The organism is Nibrella viscosa (assembly GCF_039541875.1).
GTDB lineage: Bacteria > Bacteroidota > Bacteroidia > Cytophagales > Spirosomataceae > Nibrella > Nibrella viscosa.
This window is the reverse complement of the sequence record NZ_BAABHB010000003.1, coordinates 653,139-669,281: the sequence shown is the minus strand read 5'-3', so window position 1 is coordinate 669,281 and position 16,143 is coordinate 653,139. Positions and strand designations below refer to the sequence as shown.

General features: G+C 48.7%; 18 protein-coding genes. 7 read left to right on the top strand and 11 right to left on the bottom strand.

Features of this window, described 5'->3' with window-relative positions:
* Positions 1-237 precede the first annotated feature (237 nt).
* From ABD931_RS11425 to glgX, 3 genes are all read left to right on the top strand, one after another.
* Positions 238-957 (top strand): YiaD family glycine zipper/OmpA-like lipoprotein, encoded by a 720-nt coding sequence (locus tag ABD931_RS11425; RefSeq protein WP_345267096.1) that lies wholly within the window; start codon positions 238-240, stop codon positions 955-957.
* A gap of 184 nt (positions 958-1,141) precedes the next feature.
* Positions 1,142-1,597 carry a ferritin-like domain-containing protein gene (locus ABD931_RS11420; protein ID WP_345267094.1) on the top strand — a complete coding sequence of 152 codons (456 nt, stop codon included), beginning with the start codon at positions 1,142-1,144 and terminating at the stop codon, positions 1,595-1,597.
* A gap of 180 nt (positions 1,598-1,777) precedes the next feature.
* Positions 1,778-3,892 carry a glycogen debranching protein GlgX gene (gene glgX, locus ABD931_RS11415; RefSeq protein WP_345267092.1) on the top strand — a complete coding sequence of 705 codons (2,115 nt, stop codon included), beginning with the start codon at positions 1,778-1,780 and terminating at the stop codon, positions 3,890-3,892.
* A 96-nt stretch (positions 3,893-3,988) separates the two neighbouring features.
* On the opposite strand, the gene ABD931_RS11410 is transcribed toward glgX, so the two are convergent.
* From ABD931_RS11410 to ABD931_RS11375, 8 genes are all read right to left on the bottom strand, one after another.
* Positions 3,989-4,387: a DUF2147 domain-containing protein gene (locus ABD931_RS11410; protein WP_345267090.1), complete on the bottom strand. Its 399-nt coding sequence runs from the start codon at positions 4,385-4,387 to the stop codon at positions 3,989-3,991.
* Positions 4,388-4,491: 104 nt separating this feature from the next.
* Positions 4,492-5,217, bottom strand: a complete 726-nt coding sequence (locus ABD931_RS11405; protein WP_345267088.1) for a DUF3891 family protein — start codon at positions 5,215-5,217, stop codon at positions 4,492-4,494.
* Between the two features lie 215 nt (positions 5,218-5,432).
* Positions 5,433-5,936, bottom strand: coding sequence for a pyridoxamine 5'-phosphate oxidase family protein (locus tag ABD931_RS11400; RefSeq protein WP_345267086.1), 504 nt, complete (start codon positions 5,934-5,936; stop codon positions 5,433-5,435).
* A 281-nt stretch (positions 5,937-6,217) separates the two neighbouring features.
* Positions 6,218-6,634, bottom strand: coding sequence for a four-helix bundle copper-binding protein (locus tag ABD931_RS11395; RefSeq protein WP_345267084.1), 417 nt, complete (start codon positions 6,632-6,634; stop codon positions 6,218-6,220).
* A 33-nt stretch (positions 6,635-6,667) separates the two neighbouring features.
* A complete protein-coding gene (locus ABD931_RS11390; protein WP_345267082.1) occupies positions 6,668-6,883 on the bottom strand; it encodes a DUF2188 domain-containing protein in 216 nt (71 codons plus the stop codon).
* 277 nt (positions 6,884-7,160) lie between these two features.
* A complete protein-coding gene (locus ABD931_RS11385) occupies positions 7,161-7,679 on the bottom strand; it encodes a sll1863 family stress response protein (RefSeq protein WP_345267080.1) in 519 nt (172 codons plus the stop codon).
* A 277-nt stretch (positions 7,680-7,956) separates the two neighbouring features.
* Positions 7,957-9,435, bottom strand: a complete 1,479-nt coding sequence (locus ABD931_RS11380) for a hybrid sensor histidine kinase/response regulator (RefSeq protein ID WP_345267078.1) — start codon at positions 9,433-9,435, stop codon at positions 7,957-7,959.
* Between the two features lie 9 nt (positions 9,436-9,444).
* The gene (locus tag ABD931_RS11375) at positions 9,445-9,867 is read right to left on the bottom strand and encodes a response regulator (protein ID WP_345267076.1); all 423 of its coding nucleotides are present in this window, start codon (positions 9,865-9,867) and stop codon (positions 9,445-9,447) included.
* Positions 9,868-10,406: 539 nt separating this feature from the next.
* Between ABD931_RS11375 and ABD931_RS11370 the strand changes: the two genes are divergently transcribed.
* Positions 10,407-11,057, top strand: a complete 651-nt coding sequence (locus tag ABD931_RS11370) for a porin family protein (RefSeq protein ID WP_345267074.1) — start codon at positions 10,407-10,409, stop codon at positions 11,055-11,057.
* An 88-nt stretch (positions 11,058-11,145) separates the two neighbouring features.
* Here the strand turns inward: ABD931_RS11370 and ABD931_RS11365 are convergent, their stop codons facing one another.
* Together ABD931_RS11365 and ABD931_RS11360 are read right to left on the bottom strand one after the other, a co-directional pair.
* Complete coding sequence (locus ABD931_RS11365) at positions 11,146-12,603, bottom strand: sigma-54-dependent transcriptional regulator (RefSeq protein WP_345267072.1); 1,458 nt, start codon at positions 12,601-12,603, stop codon at positions 11,146-11,148.
* 146 nt (positions 12,604-12,749) lie between these two features.
* Complete coding sequence (locus ABD931_RS11360; protein ID WP_345267070.1) at positions 12,750-13,124, bottom strand: response regulator; 375 nt, start codon at positions 13,122-13,124, stop codon at positions 12,750-12,752.
* A 462-nt stretch (positions 13,125-13,586) separates the two neighbouring features.
* On the opposite strand from ABD931_RS11360, the gene ABD931_RS11355 reads away from it, so the two are divergent.
* Positions 13,587-13,748, top strand: coding sequence for a lmo0937 family membrane protein (locus tag ABD931_RS11355; protein ID WP_345267068.1), 162 nt, complete (start codon positions 13,587-13,589; stop codon positions 13,746-13,748).
* Positions 13,749-13,935: 187 nt separating this feature from the next.
* Here the strand turns inward: ABD931_RS11355 and ABD931_RS11350 are convergent, their stop codons facing one another.
* The gene (locus ABD931_RS11350; protein WP_345267066.1) at positions 13,936-15,018 is read right to left on the bottom strand and encodes an endonuclease/exonuclease/phosphatase family protein; all 1,083 of its coding nucleotides are present in this window, start codon (positions 15,016-15,018) and stop codon (positions 13,936-13,938) included.
* Positions 15,019-15,367: 349 nt separating this feature from the next.
* On the opposite strand from ABD931_RS11350, the gene ABD931_RS11345 reads away from it, so the two are divergent.
* Together ABD931_RS11345 and ABD931_RS11340 are read left to right on the top strand one after the other, a co-directional pair.
* Entirely contained in the window at positions 15,368-15,613 is a 246-nt protein-coding gene (locus tag ABD931_RS11345) for a YtxH domain-containing protein (protein WP_345267061.1), read from the top strand.
* Between the two features lie 40 nt (positions 15,614-15,653).
* Positions 15,654-15,995, top strand: coding sequence for a YtxH domain-containing protein (locus tag ABD931_RS11340; protein ID WP_345267059.1), 342 nt, complete (start codon positions 15,654-15,656; stop codon positions 15,993-15,995).
* Positions 15,996-16,143 lie beyond the last annotated feature (148 nt).

Sequence of the window (16,143 nt, the reverse complement as noted above, 5' to 3'; positions counted from 1 at the left end):
ACTCGACTTGTAGAATCATTTCCACAGGATTGAGGAATATACGTTCAACAGGCCCAATGCGGCCGTAACACGCCAGAGGGCCATAAAAAAACTGCTCCTTCTCTTTGCCTAAACTACACTGTTGATAATCAAACGCTTAATAAAACGTATTTTACCTGATTAATCCTTTTGCTCTAACCAGTATCTAATCTGGTATAGATTTGGAAACCTGGTTTATCACGAAACAAACACCGAAACATGAAGAGTAAGCAAAGACATCCTAGAACGAAGGCAATAGCGATTGTGTTGGCAGCCAGCCTTCTTTCGGGACAAGTGCTGACGAGTTGTAAGTCTGTTAAGAACAATACGAATAAAACGCAGCGGGGTGCTGTAATAGGGGCCGGTGCTGGAGCCGTAGCGGGTGGACTGATCGGCAAGCGAAAAGGAACAACGGCCGTTGGTGCTATTCTGGGCGCCACAATTGGTGGTGCCGCTGGTGCCTTGATTGGCCGGTACATGGACAAGCAGGCCGAGGAGTTACGGCGTGATTTACCAAACGCCCGGGTAGAGCGGGTTGGCGAAGGCATTAAGATTACGTTCGGTTCCGATATTCTGTTCGATGTAGACAAATATGACCTGAAGTCTGCCACTAAACGGGATTTAGACGAATTTGCTAAAACGCTCCAAAAATACGAAGACACTCAGATTGTGATTGAGGGTCATGCGGATGCCACGGGTCCTGATGATTATAACCTTCGCCTGTCTAAACAGCGGGCCGATGCCGTGGCCAAGTACTTACAGAGCCGCGGAGTACCAGGGGCACGCATTGATGAGAAAGGATACGGCGAATCGCAGCCGGTAGCCGACAACGGCACCGAAGCCGGTCGCCAGCAGAACCGTCGCGTTGAAGTGGCCATCTTTGCTAACGAGCAATTGAAGCGGGCCGCCAAACGGGGCGACTTGGGAAAAATCGAATAATGTAATTGGGAATATTTTCCCGACAGAAAGCAGTCGGTCGGCTGGGAAAAGAGCGAGGAAGTGAGGTTTGACAATAGCCAATGACCGGCTGCTTTCTGATTTACCTAAAACGTTGTGTATTACTTTTCTTTTCCACGCAACCTTAGTGATCCAACGTTTTACAACCATTTAACGCACCAACGGTATGAATACGTACGAAACACGGGGCGAGGTCCTCGACAAGCTGAATCAGCTTATGACCCGCAACCACGAAGCGGAAAAAGGCTACCAGCAGGCTGCCGAGAACGCCAAAGATGCCGAACTGAAAAGCCTGTTTCTGGCACAATCACGGCAGCGCGGTGAGTTCGCGCTGGAACTGGATCGGGAAATAAGAACCCTGGGAGGCCTGCCCGACCATGATACCAGCCTAGCCAGTGATCTGCACCGGGCCTGGATCAACATCAAAACTACGTTTACGCCCAACGACGATAAAGCGACCGTAGAAGAATGCAAACGCGGAGATCAGATAGCGCTTACTGATTACAGCGAAATTCTGAACGATACCACATTAATGGCTAGCACGCGGGAATTGCTGCTGCGGCATAAAGAACAAATTATGGCTGCCCACTCGGGTATGTCCAGAATAGCTTTGGTAGTGTAGTGAATGGTGGGATCGGAAAGCCCTCTCCCGTTTGGGTGGAGGGCTTTTTTGTGTTCCTACGACCCGATCGCGTTCACTTATAAATCGAGACCGGATCCTCATTTAACAGCAGACCCGCAAACCAGGTGGGTCTGCTGTTAGTTTACACGTAGATACACAGATTTTTTTGTTTTAAGCGTTATGATAAACCATGTCACTTCTCCCCGAGAAGCTTATAACTATTCGTCTAAGCCCGGTCGGCCTTATCCGCTGGGTGCCACCTACGATGGCGAGGGTGTAAACTTTGCCCTGTTCAGCGAAAACGCCACGGCGGTCTTTCTTTGCCTCTACGATCCCAAGCATCCGGAAAAGGAAGTAGCTCGCATTCAGCTTGATGAGCAGACCGAGCATATCTGGCATATTTACCTCGAAAACATTAAGCCTGGCCAACTGTACGGTTACCGGGTCGATGGACCTTATGAGCCCACGCAGGGGCATTACTTTAATCCCAACAAACTCCTGCTCGACCCCTATGCCCGCGCTATTCATGCCCTGGTAGTTCACGATGATAAGCAATTAGGCTACGACTACCAGCTTGACTCTGATGACCGGTTTCTCTTCCCCAGCCAGGAAGACAGTGGCCCGACAGCCCCCAAAAGCATTGTAATCGATCCGGAGTTTGACTGGGAAGACGACGAGCGACCAAACATTCCGATGCATGATTCGGTAATTTACGAGTTGCACGTGAAAGGCTTTACCTACCAGCACCCAACCATTCCCAAAAAACGGCGGGGCACCTACGCGGGACTGGGTAGTCCGGAGAGCATCGACTACCTGAAGAAGCTGGGCGTAACGGCGGTGGAACTGATGCCTATTCATCAGTTTACCGACGAAAGTTACTGGGGCTACAACAGTATCGGCTTCTTCGCTCCCCATAACGGCTACTCAGCTTCGGGCACTATGGGCCGGCAAGTAACCGAGTTCAAGGAAATGGTGAAAGCGCTGCACAAGGCCGGCATTGAGGTTATTCTGGATGTGGTGTACAACCACACCGCCGAGGGTAACCATATGGGCCCTACCCTGTCACTGAAGGGCATCGACAACCGATCGTACTACCGGCAGGTGGCCGATCAGATGCAGTTTTACATGGATTATACCGGCACCGGTAATACACTGGATCTGACCAACCCACGGGCGCTCCAACTGGTGATGGACAGCCTGCGCTATTGGGTGAGCGAAATGCACGTTGATGGCTTTCGCTTCGACCTGGCAGCGGCCCTGATCCGGGGTGAGGATATTTCGCAGAGCCTATCGTCGTTTCTGGATGTGGTGGCGCAGGACCCGGTTCTGTGCGAGGTCAAACTGATTGCCGAACCCTGGGATATTCAGTCGTACCACGTGGGTAATTTCCCTGTGCGCTGGGCCGAATGGAACGGCAAATACCGCGATACGGTGCGGGCTTACTGGAAAGGCGACGAAGGACAAGCGCAAAATCTGGCCTTACGGCTGCTGGGGAGCCCTGATATGTACGGCAATGATGGCCGCTCGCCGGCGCATAGCGTGAACCTGATTACGGCCCACGACGGCTTTACGCTGAATGACCTGGTCAGCTACAACGACAAACATAACGAAGCAAACGGCGAAGACAACCGCGACGGCCACAACGATAACCTGAGCTGGAACTGTGGTGCCGAAGGCCCGACCGACGATAAGGCCATTATTGAACTCCGCGAACGCCAGAAGCGTAATTTCCTGGCTACTCTGTTCCTGAGCCAGGGGGTGCCGATGCTGGTGATGGGCGACGAATGCGGCCGCACCCAGAACGGCAACAATAATGCTTACAATCAGGACAATGAAATCAGTTGGATGGATTGGAATTGGGACGAGAACCGGCAAGCCCTGTACGATTTTAGCTGTCAGTTAGCAGCGCTCCGGCATGAGATGCCCCTGTTTCACCGCCGTAAGTTCTACGAACACGGGCAGATCGAGTGGCTGCGTCCGGATGGGCAGCCGGTAACCGAAAAGACCCTGAACGATCCCGGCACCCGCTGCATGGGCCTGCTCATCGACGGCTCGAAAGTAACCGAACTGGACCCGGATGGCGTAGATATCAACAACGACTGTCTGCTGTGGATTCTGAACAGCTACTGGGACGATGTACCTTTCTTTCTTCCCGAACTGGGCAAAAAACAAAAAGCCTGGGAGGTGCTGGTGGATACCACCGCCGGAGCAATCCGTCCGAAAACCAAGCCGATACCGGGTGGCAGGGAGCTACCGGTACCGGGCCGGTCTATCCTGCTGCTGCGGGCACTTTAATAGACAACAACCTGCGTTCAGAAAAAGCGGCTCAGCAACGGGCCGCTTTTTCATTTTATATCCAATATGTATTGTCTGCTCTACACGGTGGCGGAGTTACTTCTCCCGCACCAGTTCATACTCTTTATGCAACAGCCGAACGCCTTTGTAAACGGTTACAAGTACGTTCTGCGGGTTCTGCATACTCAGGGCTACATCGTACCGGGAGCCAGTTTGCGGATGAATCAGCTCTCCTCCCGACCATTCGCGGCCGTTGAATGTCAGATTGGTCAGTACCAACTGATCTTTAGTACCGTTGAATTTTCCTTTCCAGTTGCCGCCTACCTCGGTAATCCGGCCAAAATAGCGATCGCCGGACCGGTAAAGTTCAATGGAAGATTGACGGGCCGGAAAAAACCAGCGACCTACAATAGCATCGGCCGGCTGACTAACGGAATACCCATTCACGGAGAGCAGCGCCAAAAGTGTAACCAGCAAAACATGTTTTTTCTTCATACCCAACTGTACCTTAGCGAGAAAACCTGCACAAATATCCTCTAAAAGCACAAAGCCTACTTTAAAGGTAGGTTAAAAAACCTATAGAAAATCCTTAAAACAGCTTATTTCCGGAACACCCATTCGCCTTGTGTTACCGGCGCTTCCTGCAGGGCATCAAACAATTCCTGATCGTTGCGGAAGCGAAGCTGCTGCACTTGGTGAATCTCCACATGCACGGCAAACTGAGAATCCTGAAACGGCCAGGGATTAATCAGCAGCGTATTATCTTTTCGCTGCTGAATAAAATACGGCACCTTATCCGGCCCGGCACTCACTTCCAGCCGTCGCTCTTCGGGGGGAACCTGCCCCTGACAAAGAATCAACGATAAGGCATCGCACCACTGCAAAAAGTTATAGGCATATTCGGCCTCCAGTTTACTAGCCTGGCACTGTTTTCGCCACATCTGCTGGTTTTTGCGCTGCTGATCCAGGTAGGCATCCAGCTCCGGGTCCTGCCCCCGTTTCGATTCGTATAAAAAACTGGTATGCATAGACAGCATCAGCGCGTTCCAGCGACTCTTTTCCAGCCCGATCCGGATCATATTGCGGCACTGCTCTACAGAATACTCCAGGATCTGAAAATCCATAGGGGCACCGGCCGTGGTGAGATGATTTTGGCCTTCCCAGGGGTCCTGACCATCATCGTGTTCGGTGAGCGCCACCAGCGTTTCGTGCCAATGTATGGGGCGTTTGTCAGTATGCCACTGCATAGCCAGCTGAAACGCCAGTAAGCCATGCGCCTGCTGGTGAATAACCTCCCAGCCCGTATCTGTTGATGTAACAATCATAGTTCAAAAAATAAATCTGCACACCCCGCTTTCTCACTCTCAAACCACCATTAGCCCTTATAGGTACCCGGCGATAGCGGACTTTTTCTTCGGCATACCAGGCGGGGTACCTGGTCAAAAAATAAATAAAAACACACGCTTAAGCGAACGCGACGCAATGACCACAGAAAAAGGAGCCTTGCGGGGCTCCTTCCAGATACTATCAATGAGAGTACTTAATTATAGACCTTTTTGTTTTCACCTTCCTTGTACGTATCGCCGGTTACCGCAGCCCGTGCCATTTCCATCAGGCGAACCATCCGGCTGGCAGTCGAATCCCAATACTCGGCCATTTTCGTGTCGACGCGCAGCAGAATCAGACTCTGATCATCTTTGCCGTCGGGGAACCAGGGCTTGGCCGCCGGCGACCACAGGTCATTGATTTTGGCCCGGTCGTAGATTTCTGTTGCCGTACCCGAGATAGACACAAAATCGGCATCACCTACATCGGTAAAACTCACGTTTACCTTATGCTCATGGTGTTCGATCTGATCCGTCTTAGGCGAGTCTTTTTTGGTGAAAAACCACAGGGAGCCGTTCTCGTCAATCTGCATACAGGCCATTGGCCGGCTGACCAGACTACCGTCTTCGTCGATAGTCGTCAGCATCCCGATCCGAATGTCCTCGATCATTTCTTTGACTTTCTCCATCTGCGGATTCTTCTGTTCTTTAGCGTCCATAACGTTCCATAGGTTTTGCCCGAGCGCCGGGATCCGGGCCGGGGTGAAAAAAATACCGGAAAATCCGGGAGATTCGGGTTGTTGGTGGTTACTATTCCGCTCAGATTTCACTCTACAGCTTCCGCAGGTATTTAAGACAGCATACTATACTTTCCGCAACCGCTCACTACCAACAACCCTGTTCCCGGATTTTCCGGCAATATTATTTGGTTTGAGGTTTGACGTTTACCCTTTGAAGTAAATCTGGCGAAGCAACCTCAAACTTTAAACGTACAACGAGCTTAATTATGTAATGTTTCCCGCAGGTCAATGCCGTAAAACAGCGAGGTTGGGGTGACGCTAGGGTTTGCCGATTCCAGTTCCTGATCCTGCGCCATGCCCAGAATACCAATGCAACTCTGGATAGTCTGGAGGCACATAGCATGCACCTGCCGGCAACGTTCTGAATCGAACTTACACGTTTCTTCAGCGCATTTTTCGCAAACTTCAATGCAGGTCTTAGCCAGCAAACGCGTATTTTCCGAGCCACGCACGTACAACATTGCCACCTGACGGCAGATGTCGGCGCAATCGAGGTTCAGGAATATACAACGATACCAATTTTCAATATCGGTTGAACGGGAACATTCTGTCGCAAATTCGTCGCATAATGTAGCGCAACTGGTCAGGGTTTCGTAAATCTCTTTCTTCCAAATCATGGCTTGTCTTCTTTACAATAGTTGATGATGGAATCAAAACCTGCGTGGCATATACGTTCCGTTCCGATCGGTATCTGCATACCCCCGGCGAGCCCACTTTCGGGCTTCGGCAATGCTGGTGGCAATTACTTCATGCTTATCCATATCACCCTGATTTAGCAGGTCATTGGCTATCTCAATAGCTTTGGCTCGGGTGCTGGGATTTAGCGATCGCATCGCAGCCGGAAAATGTGTTGCACTCCACGTCATATAGTTGTTGCTTACAGGTCTTGCTTTTTCCAGTGAGATAATTATGCCAGCCCCGGCTTTTTGTGGAAAAAAAAATCAACTATACAGCAAGTGTTTATTTATCAACATTTTAGATAACCATACCTGGCCTAAATGCCTGGCCGGCACCTAAACAGAAGAGCCGTTGGGTGTGGAAAATATGGAGTGGATGTGTAATAATTTACACAGTCTGCAACCAAAAAAGCCGGTTGCGAGACCGGCCGGCTTTAACGTATTTATTTTCTACTACTATAAGGCATTAACGGGCAATCTGTTCAGAAACATGGGTGACCCGTTCATCGGTAGCCTGAATAGCGTTATTGATACGGTTTCTGACCTTCTCCCAGTTATCTTTCCGGGCAACGCCAAGCACTTTAAGCTGAGTACTCAGTTTCGCCCGTTCGTACCGAAGCTCACTAATGGCCCGCTGGCAGCGCGTACGCACATCGGGACCGGCACCGTCGATTTCACCCTTTATATCGTCTATTTTGGTTTCAATTGCTTCAATCTCAGCTTTTATGTTCTTCCGCAATTCTTCCCGCTCGTTATCCCAGCCAATCGCTGATTCCTGAGGTTCATCGGCCGGTTGTTCCTGAACGTTAACCAACGATTCCTCTGCCGGCTGAAGCTCCTGCCGAACGGTATCCTGCCGAGCCGCAATCGGTTTCCGTTTCCCGGCGGGTGTTATTTCCTTCGTAGCCGGTTTTAGCGCTGCCTTAGCCTCCTGTTTGGGCCTGGCAACAGAAGCCTCCCGCTGAGCCGCTGAATCGCAACCCACTTGCGCAACGCTGCAAAAGCAGCTTATGCTTAGAACATATAGTAAATTTGTCAAAGGCGTTTTCATAACGATTGAGTCTTATTTTGCCAGAAAAATCCAAGCAATTTACGTACTAAATCTCTCCTGACGTATATTATTCAGTTATTTTTCGTCGGCCCTCTGCCACCTGTTTTATATTCCGGCGGCAGAGGGCTTTCTTATACGCTAAACCAGAACGGGTTACACCTGTTTAGGCGTAACCCGTTCTTTTTTTCTGCAGGCTATACTTTTGGGCAGGCTAGCGGGGGAAATTCAGGCGAAACGTAGTGCCCTGCCCAACCTGACTTTCTACCTCAATACTCCCGCGGTGGCTGTTTACAATATTCTGGGTAGTTGTTAAGCCCAGTCCCATACCGCCCTGTTTGCCGGTAAAGAATGGATCAAACAATCGCTGCCGGTTTTCCTCACTGATACCGCTACCATTATCCAGAATAGTGATACACACTTTATCATCGTCTGTGCAGCGGGTGCGCACCGTCAAAATTCCCTTACCCGGCTCCATCGCTTCTACGGCGTTAATAAAAATATTCAGCAATGCCGTCTTTACCTGCTCCCGGTCAATAAGCGCGGTACAGTCTTCGGTGCCAAAATCAGTGGATAACAGCATAGACTTTAGTTTCAGGCGGTCAGATACGAGCTGAAGCGTTTCCTGCACAACCTTATTCACATCCTGCGGCTTGCGGTCCAGATCTCTGGGCTTTGAAGAATTGAGCATTTCGGTAATCAACTGCCCAATGCGGTCCACGTTCCGGCGTATAATGTCGGTATACATTGTGTAGTAATCATCCTCGGGCGGCAGCTCCTCGCGTAACTGATCCAGGGCCAGGCTCAGATTTGTGAGCGGATTCCGCACCTCATGGGCAATACTGCGGGCAATTTTGCCGGTCATGCTCAGCTTCTCGGCAATAATCAGCTCCTGCTGTGCCTTTTTCTGATCGGTAATATCCCGCACAATACCCTGGTACCATTCGGGTTTACCGCTGCCGTCCTCTACCGCCCAGACCGAAACCAGACAGTCGCGCTTACGACCTGTTTTACTAATCAAAACGGTTTCAAAATCTTTCACCTGCTCGTATTCGCGCACGTAAAACCGCAGTTTCCGGAAATCATCGCCGGCAGCAAACAGTCGCAACGGATTCAGTGATTTCAGTTCATCGCGACTGTAGCCAAGCAGATGTTGCACTGACGGATTGGCATCCTGAAAACGCAACTGGCTGTCGGTCACAAAAATGGCATCAATAGACCGTTCAAACAGCGAACGATACTTATTTTCTTTCTCAGACAGTTCGCTTAACACTTCGGCCTGTTTCAGGGCATACCGGATACTGCGGCCCAGCAGTTGAGCGTCTATCCGGCCTTTCACCAGATAATCGGCAGCTCCTTTTTCAAGCGCCGACAGGTCGACAGAAAGGTCGTCCTGCCCAGTCAGCAAAATCATAGGAGCATGGCAGCCGGCCCGGGTAGCCTCCTGAATCAGGTCAATCCCGGTATTCTCACCCAATCGGTAGTCGACCAGGTACACATCGTAATTATTCTGGCAGACGGCGTCTACTGCAGCCGGGTAGTTATCCACCCAGTCGAGCCGGATATTGGCGTTTTCTTTGGTAGAGACTAAGGTTCTGGTCAGCACATAATCATCCTCGTCATCTTCCACCAGCAACACTTTTATGGTGTTTTGTTTATCGTTAACGTCGAGTGGTTTTACTTTAACATTCATCGCGCTGATCTATTCAGGTAATTTGACAGTATCAATCCAGTACGTCTTCAGTGCCCCCATCATTTCAATCAGGCGGTTAAAATTGAAGGGTTTGGTGATGTAGGAGTTAACTCCCAGATTATACGTACGCAGTACATCTTCGTCGGCCGAGGAGGTGGTCATCACCACAACGGGCAACCGGCGCAACCGGGCATCCGCTTTAATTTCCTCAAGGGCCTGAAAGCCATTCTTGCGGGGCATGTTCAAATCAAGTATGATTAGGTTAGGCCACGGAGCATTGGCCTCGGTATACATCCCCTGCTGTTTAAGATAGTCCATCAACTGTTCTCCATCTTCCACAAATTGTATATCGTGCGAATACCCGATAGAGCGTAACGCCTGCTCCAGAAACATACGATCATCTGCGTCGTCGTCGGCGATTAATATTGTCATTTTAGCTAGCTTACGGAATATGAAGGACATTTAGTTTTCCAGAACGGCCACCCGAATCTTAGGTCATTATATTACTCCTTCTGACGGGTTATTCTCCTGTTTCCTGTCCAAAATTACGATTAATATAGTAAAAGTGGTAGCCTGTAGGTTAGCCTTCCTCAGATTACAGCTGGATTGTCGGAGAGAGGTGTCAAGGCTTCCAGTCAAATATATCTATCTAACCATTACGAAGGACATCTCTTTCAAAAATTCTATCCTGTACGCCGAATAAAGTATGCCCCTGTTCATGCTGTTGGCCTGTTTACAGTAAGCCTCGCGGGTGAACAATTCTTTACTCAAACTGTAGAAAGGTTTACGCATAATAAACAGAATTATTTTTAGTAGCTAATATAAAAATACAGCAGGCAGCTCTTTATAATGCTTTTATTCTCAATCCATTAGACACATTTTGACCTAGAGCGCTGGTGTTCTGGCATGAGATTTTTACTAACTCGCCATGAGGAAGACTAACCTTTCTCCATCTATCCAACTTATTACCTATGAAAAAAATAGTTATTAAATTGATTCTGGCTGGCCTGACCACTGCCGGCTGTATGGTTTTCACTTCAGGCTCATCACAGGCCCAAACGGCAACGTTCACTGCTGTCCGGGCTGGGATCAAAGGCGGTTTCAACGCCAGTACGCTCGATCTGCAGAATGTTAATAATCGCAAAGAAGCCTATGGTTTCCACGCTGGTGTATTCGCTCAGATTCCGGCCGGCGATTTCTTTGCCATTCAGCCGGAGCTCCTGTATACGGCCAAAGGCGCATCTGCCAATTACAATGTAGCCTTTTTCCAGGGACGCAACACCTTCCGGCTCAACTACCTCGAATTACCTATTCTGGCTACATTTAAGGTAGGTCCGAGCGTTGAATTACAGGCTGGTCCGTATGGAGCGTACCTGCTCAGCGCCAATATGAACTCGGAGGGCACGTTTGGGACTGGTAGCCAACGCCTGAATACCAATGATTTCAACAAATTTGATCTGGGCCTCGCCGGTGGTGTAAATATCTACTTCGGCAAAGCGTTCCTGGGTCTGCGCTACGGACAGGGCCTGAACCGGATTACCAATACTGAAGGTGCCCGCCTGTTTCTCGGCGACGCTCGGAACGCCGTGGGTATGGTATCGATCGGTTACAGTATACGATAACAGCAAAGCACAGGTTAGATAACAGGAAAAGCCACTGATTAAATTCAGTGGCTTTTCCGTACGTACGGGCTGAATCCCGATTAAGAGGTTATAAATGAATATCGTATGCCTTTAATTTGTTATACAGCGTTTTGCGGTCAATGTTCAGTACTTCGGCGGCTTTGGTTTTGTTATATCCTGTTTTTTCCAACACTTTCAGAATAGCGGCCCGCTCGGCGTTTTCCGAAACCGATTTCAGGTTACTCGCCTGCTGAACAATAGGCGGAGCGCCGGGCCGCAAGGCTTCGCCGGCAACAGCCGCCACCTGACCTGTATCTTCGGCAGTCAGATAGGTTGGATTAACAATCTCCGGCGGCAGACAATCTACCGTAACCAGGTCCTCTTGGGCCAGCAGCACCGCCCGCTTTATTACGTTTTGCAATTCGCGGAGGTTACCGTGCCAGTAATATTCTTTTAGTTTCTCCTTAACCTCATCGTCAAAACCCCGCACCTCCTTCTCCAGTTGCTGGTTGGCCAGGTCCAGAAAATGCTCCGCAAAAATCATAATATCGCTCCGGCGTTCGCGCAGCGGAGCCAGTTCGATCCGAAACTCATCAATCCGGTGAAAAATATCTTCACGGAAGCGCCCCTGACGCACCGCATCGCGCAGATCTTCATTGGTGGCGCAGATTATGCGCACATCAACTGAAATATCCTGGTTACTACCGATACGCCTGATTTTTCGCTCCTGCAGCACCCGCAACAGCTTGATCTGGTTCTCATAGGACAGATTCCCAATTTCGTCCAGAAATAGCGTACCCCCATTTGCCACTTCAAAACTACCCACTTTATCGGCCATTGCACCGGTAAAGGAGCCTTTAACGTGCCCGAATAATTCGCTGCCGGCCAATTCTTTCGACAACGCTCCGCAATCGATGGCTACAAATGGTTTCTCGGCACGTTTACTTTTCAGGTGGATAGCATTGGCGACAAATTCCTTTCCGGTTCCGGTCTCGCCGGTAATAATCACCGACATATTCGTCGGCGCAATCAGGTCTATGTGTTTCTGAAGCTGCTCCGCCACCCGGCTTTTACCATAAATAAACCGCTTGCCGTTGGGTGCCGGTGCTGATTTAGCCGCCCTGGTTGCTTTAGCCGGGGCTGGTGTCTCATCCTCATCCGATACGGGCTGGGTCAACTGCTGGCTGCGCCGGTCAAGCGCGCTCTTAATTGTGTACAGAATTTCGTCCGGATAAAGCGGCTTGGTTACATAATCGAACGCACCATGTTTCACCGCCTGAACCGCCACCCTAACATCAGAATAGCCAGTGATGATAATCACGGCTGTGGTAGGGTCCAGTACCTTTATCCGGCGGAGCATCTCCAGTCCATCGATGTCGGGCAGCTTAAAATCGCAGATAACTAATTCATAGGCGTCTTTGCGCAACAACGACAGCCCGTCTTCGCCCCTTTGCGCAGAAGCCGTCTTGTATCCCTGCTTGCTAAGAAAACGTTCGAGGAGCAGGCAAATATCGTTATTGTCGTCTACAATCAATATTTTTTCCATATACGAATGCCTGTTCGGAAAATCCCGGTCTTACACAGGCCCTGAGCTTAGCAGTGGGTGAATGATCCTACTTACACTCAAACTGGTCTGTTATCAAACAACATAAAGAGCCTATCAGAACAGGCTCTTCTAAACAAATATACACATTAAAGTTTTATAAACTGTAGGGCCTGTTCAACCGTTCGACGGGAGAAAGGCTTCCCCATGAAGTAATCAGCTCCCTGTTCCGATGCTCGTTTGCGTTCAGCCATCCCATCAAACGCACTGATCATAACAACTTTAGTAGGCGCGCCTTCCTGTTTGATCACCGGAAGCAGGTCGAACCCTAAACCATCGGGAAGGTTCAGGTCCAGAAAGACCGCATCAAATTGTTGTTTATTGATACATTTTTTTCCTTCTTCGAGGAAATGCGCACAAGTTGGCTGATAGCCTAGCCGACGAAGCAACCCGGACAGCAGCAAACAGATGTCTGCTTCGTCATCAACGATCAGCACTCGCTTATTTGTATTTATATTCGTCATTACGGCCGGTCTTTGCTGTGAATTTGCGCCGACGCCCAACGTCCTTGCCCCAGTCATTAGTACGTATCATTTTTCTTATCTGAATTGCTATAAAATATGATGCCTAACTCCGGAGTGAGGCATCATCAGCAGGCGCAAATAAGTCTAAAACGCGAAAAATAAGGTACTTACAGAATTTAATATTTTTTTTATACAACGGTTCAGGACACTGACGGTAAGCGAACTGAGTTGATTTTCTACACATTATTCTACATCTGTAGATGAAATTCCACAATAAGACGGCCGTTGGCTCCATCAGATAGCCCTGATCAGCCATACTCTTAGGACTATATTTACCTCATTTACAAATATAAAGCGCTCAAAAGCCAGCATATTGGCAGGTGGCCGTTGTTTTGGCACAACTTTTTCAATAGACTAAAGCGAGCAAGAGACACAAAACGTCTGGTTTACTCAAAGCACGTTATGGGAAATTTACTTTACACAATTGCAGTTATCCTGATTATCATCTGGCTGGTAGGCCTTCTGGGTTTCAACAGCTTCGGATTGGGTAATATCATTCATGTGCTGCTGGTAATTGCCATCATCGCTGTTGTGCTGCGTTTAATTCAAGGCCGGGGCGTGTGAGCAGCCGTTTACTAAAATTAAGATATGAATCAGCAACTAATTTCCTTTATTTGCTGTATCCATAAACAGAACTCCTAATAGAGTGGTACGTTTAGGTTTAGGTGGTTTCATTTTAGGTTAAGTACAAGTTACGGTGGGTACGGAATCCCTGCACCATTATTGAGTGCAGGGATTTTTTTGTTGGCTATTAGTCTTCTTTTGCTTTATCCACCTTCTCAGCCGCTTCTTCAAGATCGTCTTCATCCGGCTTGGGCAGGTCGGTTGGGGTATTAGCTGCAGCATTAAGCTGTAAGGTAACAAACATTGGAAAATGATCGGACCCACAGGCCGGCATCCGTTCAATATGAACCAGCCGAAAGTGCTTCGAGACAAAGATGTGATCGAGCGGCCAACGTACGAAAAAGTACTGCGCATGATAGGTATTGAACAAACCCCGGCCTACGCGTGGATCAAGCAGCCCGCTGATTCGTTGAAACAATCGGGTAGTGTGCGACCAGGCCACATCATTCAGGTCTCCGGCCACAATAACCGGATCTTTCAGGCGACGCGCTTCGCGGCCGACCATGACCAGCTCCGCATCCCGCTCCGTCGACCGATAATGTTCTGTTGGACTTGGTGGCTCTGGATGAACGCCGAAGAAATGAATAGACTGCCCGTTTTTTAGGATTAGTTGAGCATGAATTGACGGCACATGGTTTTCGATCAGGAATCGAAGCTTTGGATTTTGGACTGGCAACTTCGAGTACAGAAGCATACCGTACGTATTATCCATAGGATGCAGAAGTCGGTGTGGATAATGAGGTTCCAGCGGCTTAAGCGCTTGGCACCAGCCTTCATTTGCCTCAAGAATCAGAATAATATCCGGATTCTGCTGTTGTGCCAATTGTAAAATATCCCCATACCGGTTGTTTTCCATCAATATATTGGCAATAAGCAGACTTATTTCCGCCAAGTCATGGCCTGCCTGCCCGCTATCTGACACTTGTACCGGCGGCACCTGCACCTGATGCACACGGGTATAGGGCACAATCATCCAGGCCTGATACACCATAGCTGCCCCCAGGAAGATAGGCACCAGATAGTTTGGCCAATTGTAATGATGGACCCAGATAAGCCAGCCACACAAACCCAGGAAGGCCAGCGCTGTTAGTTGGAGATGCGGAAAATCCCACATCCGAATCCACCAATAGTCGATCCGTAACAAATTAATAAAAGAAGCCAGGACTATAAGAATACTATAGCCAAGAAAGGTTAGCTCAATCCATTTCATAGGATGCCGTGAACTTTGGGGGTATACGTTAACTGCCGGATTACCGACAATAACCGTGGTACATATATTTTGGTTAACAATTTAGGAGAGCCGGCAGTTATATTATATAGGATGAACCCAGCTAAACTAAGTGAGTGCAACTACTCGTTGCCCAATGTGAGGAATGGATTTTCCCGAATGTAGAAAATTTTCCTCATCAATTGTCTTAGTAAATGAAAATATAACCAGCGGTTCTTGAATAAGAAGCTGAATATTAATTAATTAAGCGCAAATTGGGACAAAAAAATTGGCTTGGTACGAAATTTTCTAACTAGTTAATGTAACAAATTCACACTAAACAATCAACAGGATGAGATCGTTACCCGGACTCTTGGTAGGGTTAGTTACCGGTGCTGTGGTGGGCTTACTCTTAGCCCCTCGTAGCGGCCGCGAAACCCGTGAACGGCTATCAACGGATGCTGATAATTTTTTCAAAGACCTGCAGGATCAGTTACAGACAGGTCTGGATAATATAAAAGATCAGTATAAAGAGATGATGGACGCCAACTCGTCGCGCTTTAAAGGTGATACGGGAGGATCTGAGCCCCGGGCTTAAAAAGAACTAATCTATGTTGAACTCTAAATAACTCAATAGTATGCGAAGCACAAGAGATTTTCTGACTGGTTTATTAACAGGCGTTGCCGTAGGTATTCTGACCGCTCCCCGCAGTGGTAAAGAAACTCGGAAGAAACTGACTGAAGAAGCTGACAAGCGTTCAAAGGATCTCCAGGACCAATGGAGCAAAAGCGTAGAGCAGGTGAAACAAGGCTATGAGCAGGCCAAATCAAAGGTAAATGATTTTGCCAACAAGAACCTGCAAAATGGTAATAGCAATGTGGATTCTGCCAAGAATCAGTATAATCAATCGGTAGAACACATGGCCGACAGTGCACATTCCGGCATTGATTCTACCAGAGATTCGATCCGAGTTGACTAAAGATCTGGCAACAATCGAGTGATTTACTCAACGTTATTAAAAAACCCTGACCAGAAAAGTCAGGGTTTTTTAATAAGCATTTAACAGCTGTTTAAAGGCACTTTAATCATTCTGTATCAGCTTTGTGGTGTTCATTTTTCACTACATG

Bases quoted from the DNA above. Each gene is read 5' to 3' on its own strand.
- ABD931_RS11410 (WP_345267090.1), bottom strand. From the start codon at position 4,387: ATGAAGAAAAAACATGTTTTGCTGGTTACACTTTTGGCGCTGCTCTCC.
- ABD931_RS11365 (WP_345267072.1), bottom strand. From the start codon at position 12,603: ATGGAAAAAATATTGATTGTAGACGACAATAACGATATTTGCCTGCTC.
- ABD931_RS11370 (WP_345267074.1), top strand. From the start codon at position 10,407: ATGAAAAAAATAGTTATTAAATTGATTCTGGCTGGCCTGACCACTGCC.
- ABD931_RS11360 (WP_345267070.1), bottom strand. From the start codon at position 13,124: ATGACGAATATAAATACAAATAAGCGAGTGCTGATCGTTGATGACGAA.
- ABD931_RS11340 (WP_345267059.1), top strand. From the start codon at position 15,654: ATGCGAAGCACAAGAGATTTTCTGACTGGTTTATTAACAGGCGTTGCC.
- ABD931_RS11395 (WP_345267084.1), bottom strand. From the start codon at position 6,634: ATGATTTGGAAGAAAGAGATTTACGAAACCCTGACCAGTTGCGCTACA.
- ABD931_RS11400 (WP_345267086.1), bottom strand. From the start codon at position 5,936: ATGGACGCTAAAGAACAGAAGAATCCGCAGATGGAGAAAGTCAAAGAA.
- ABD931_RS11355 (WP_345267068.1), top strand. From the start codon at position 13,587: ATGGGAAATTTACTTTACACAATTGCAGTTATCCTGATTATCATCTGG.
- ABD931_RS11350 (WP_345267066.1), bottom strand. From the start codon at position 15,018: ATGAAATGGATTGAGCTAACCTTTCTTGGCTATAGTATTCTTATAGTC.
- ABD931_RS11375 (WP_345267076.1), bottom strand. From the start codon at position 9,867: ATGACAATATTAATCGCCGACGACGACGCAGATGATCGTATGTTTCTG.
- ABD931_RS11390 (WP_345267082.1), bottom strand. From the start codon at position 6,883: ATGACGTGGAGTGCAACACATTTTCCGGCTGCGATGCGATCGCTAAAT.
- ABD931_RS11405 (WP_345267088.1), bottom strand. From the start codon at position 5,217: ATGATTGTTACATCAACAGATACGGGCTGGGAGGTTATTCACCAGCAG.
- ABD931_RS11380 (WP_345267078.1), bottom strand. From the start codon at position 9,435: ATGAATGTTAAAGTAAAACCACTCGACGTTAACGATAAACAAAACACC.
- ABD931_RS11345 (WP_345267061.1), top strand. From the start codon at position 15,368: ATGAGATCGTTACCCGGACTCTTGGTAGGGTTAGTTACCGGTGCTGTG.
- glgX (WP_345267092.1), top strand. From the start codon at position 1,778: ATGATAAACCATGTCACTTCTCCCCGAGAAGCTTATAACTATTCGTCT.
- ABD931_RS11420 (WP_345267094.1), top strand. From the start codon at position 1,142: ATGAATACGTACGAAACACGGGGCGAGGTCCTCGACAAGCTGAATCAG.
- ABD931_RS11425 (WP_345267096.1), top strand. From the start codon at position 238: ATGAAGAGTAAGCAAAGACATCCTAGAACGAAGGCAATAGCGATTGTG.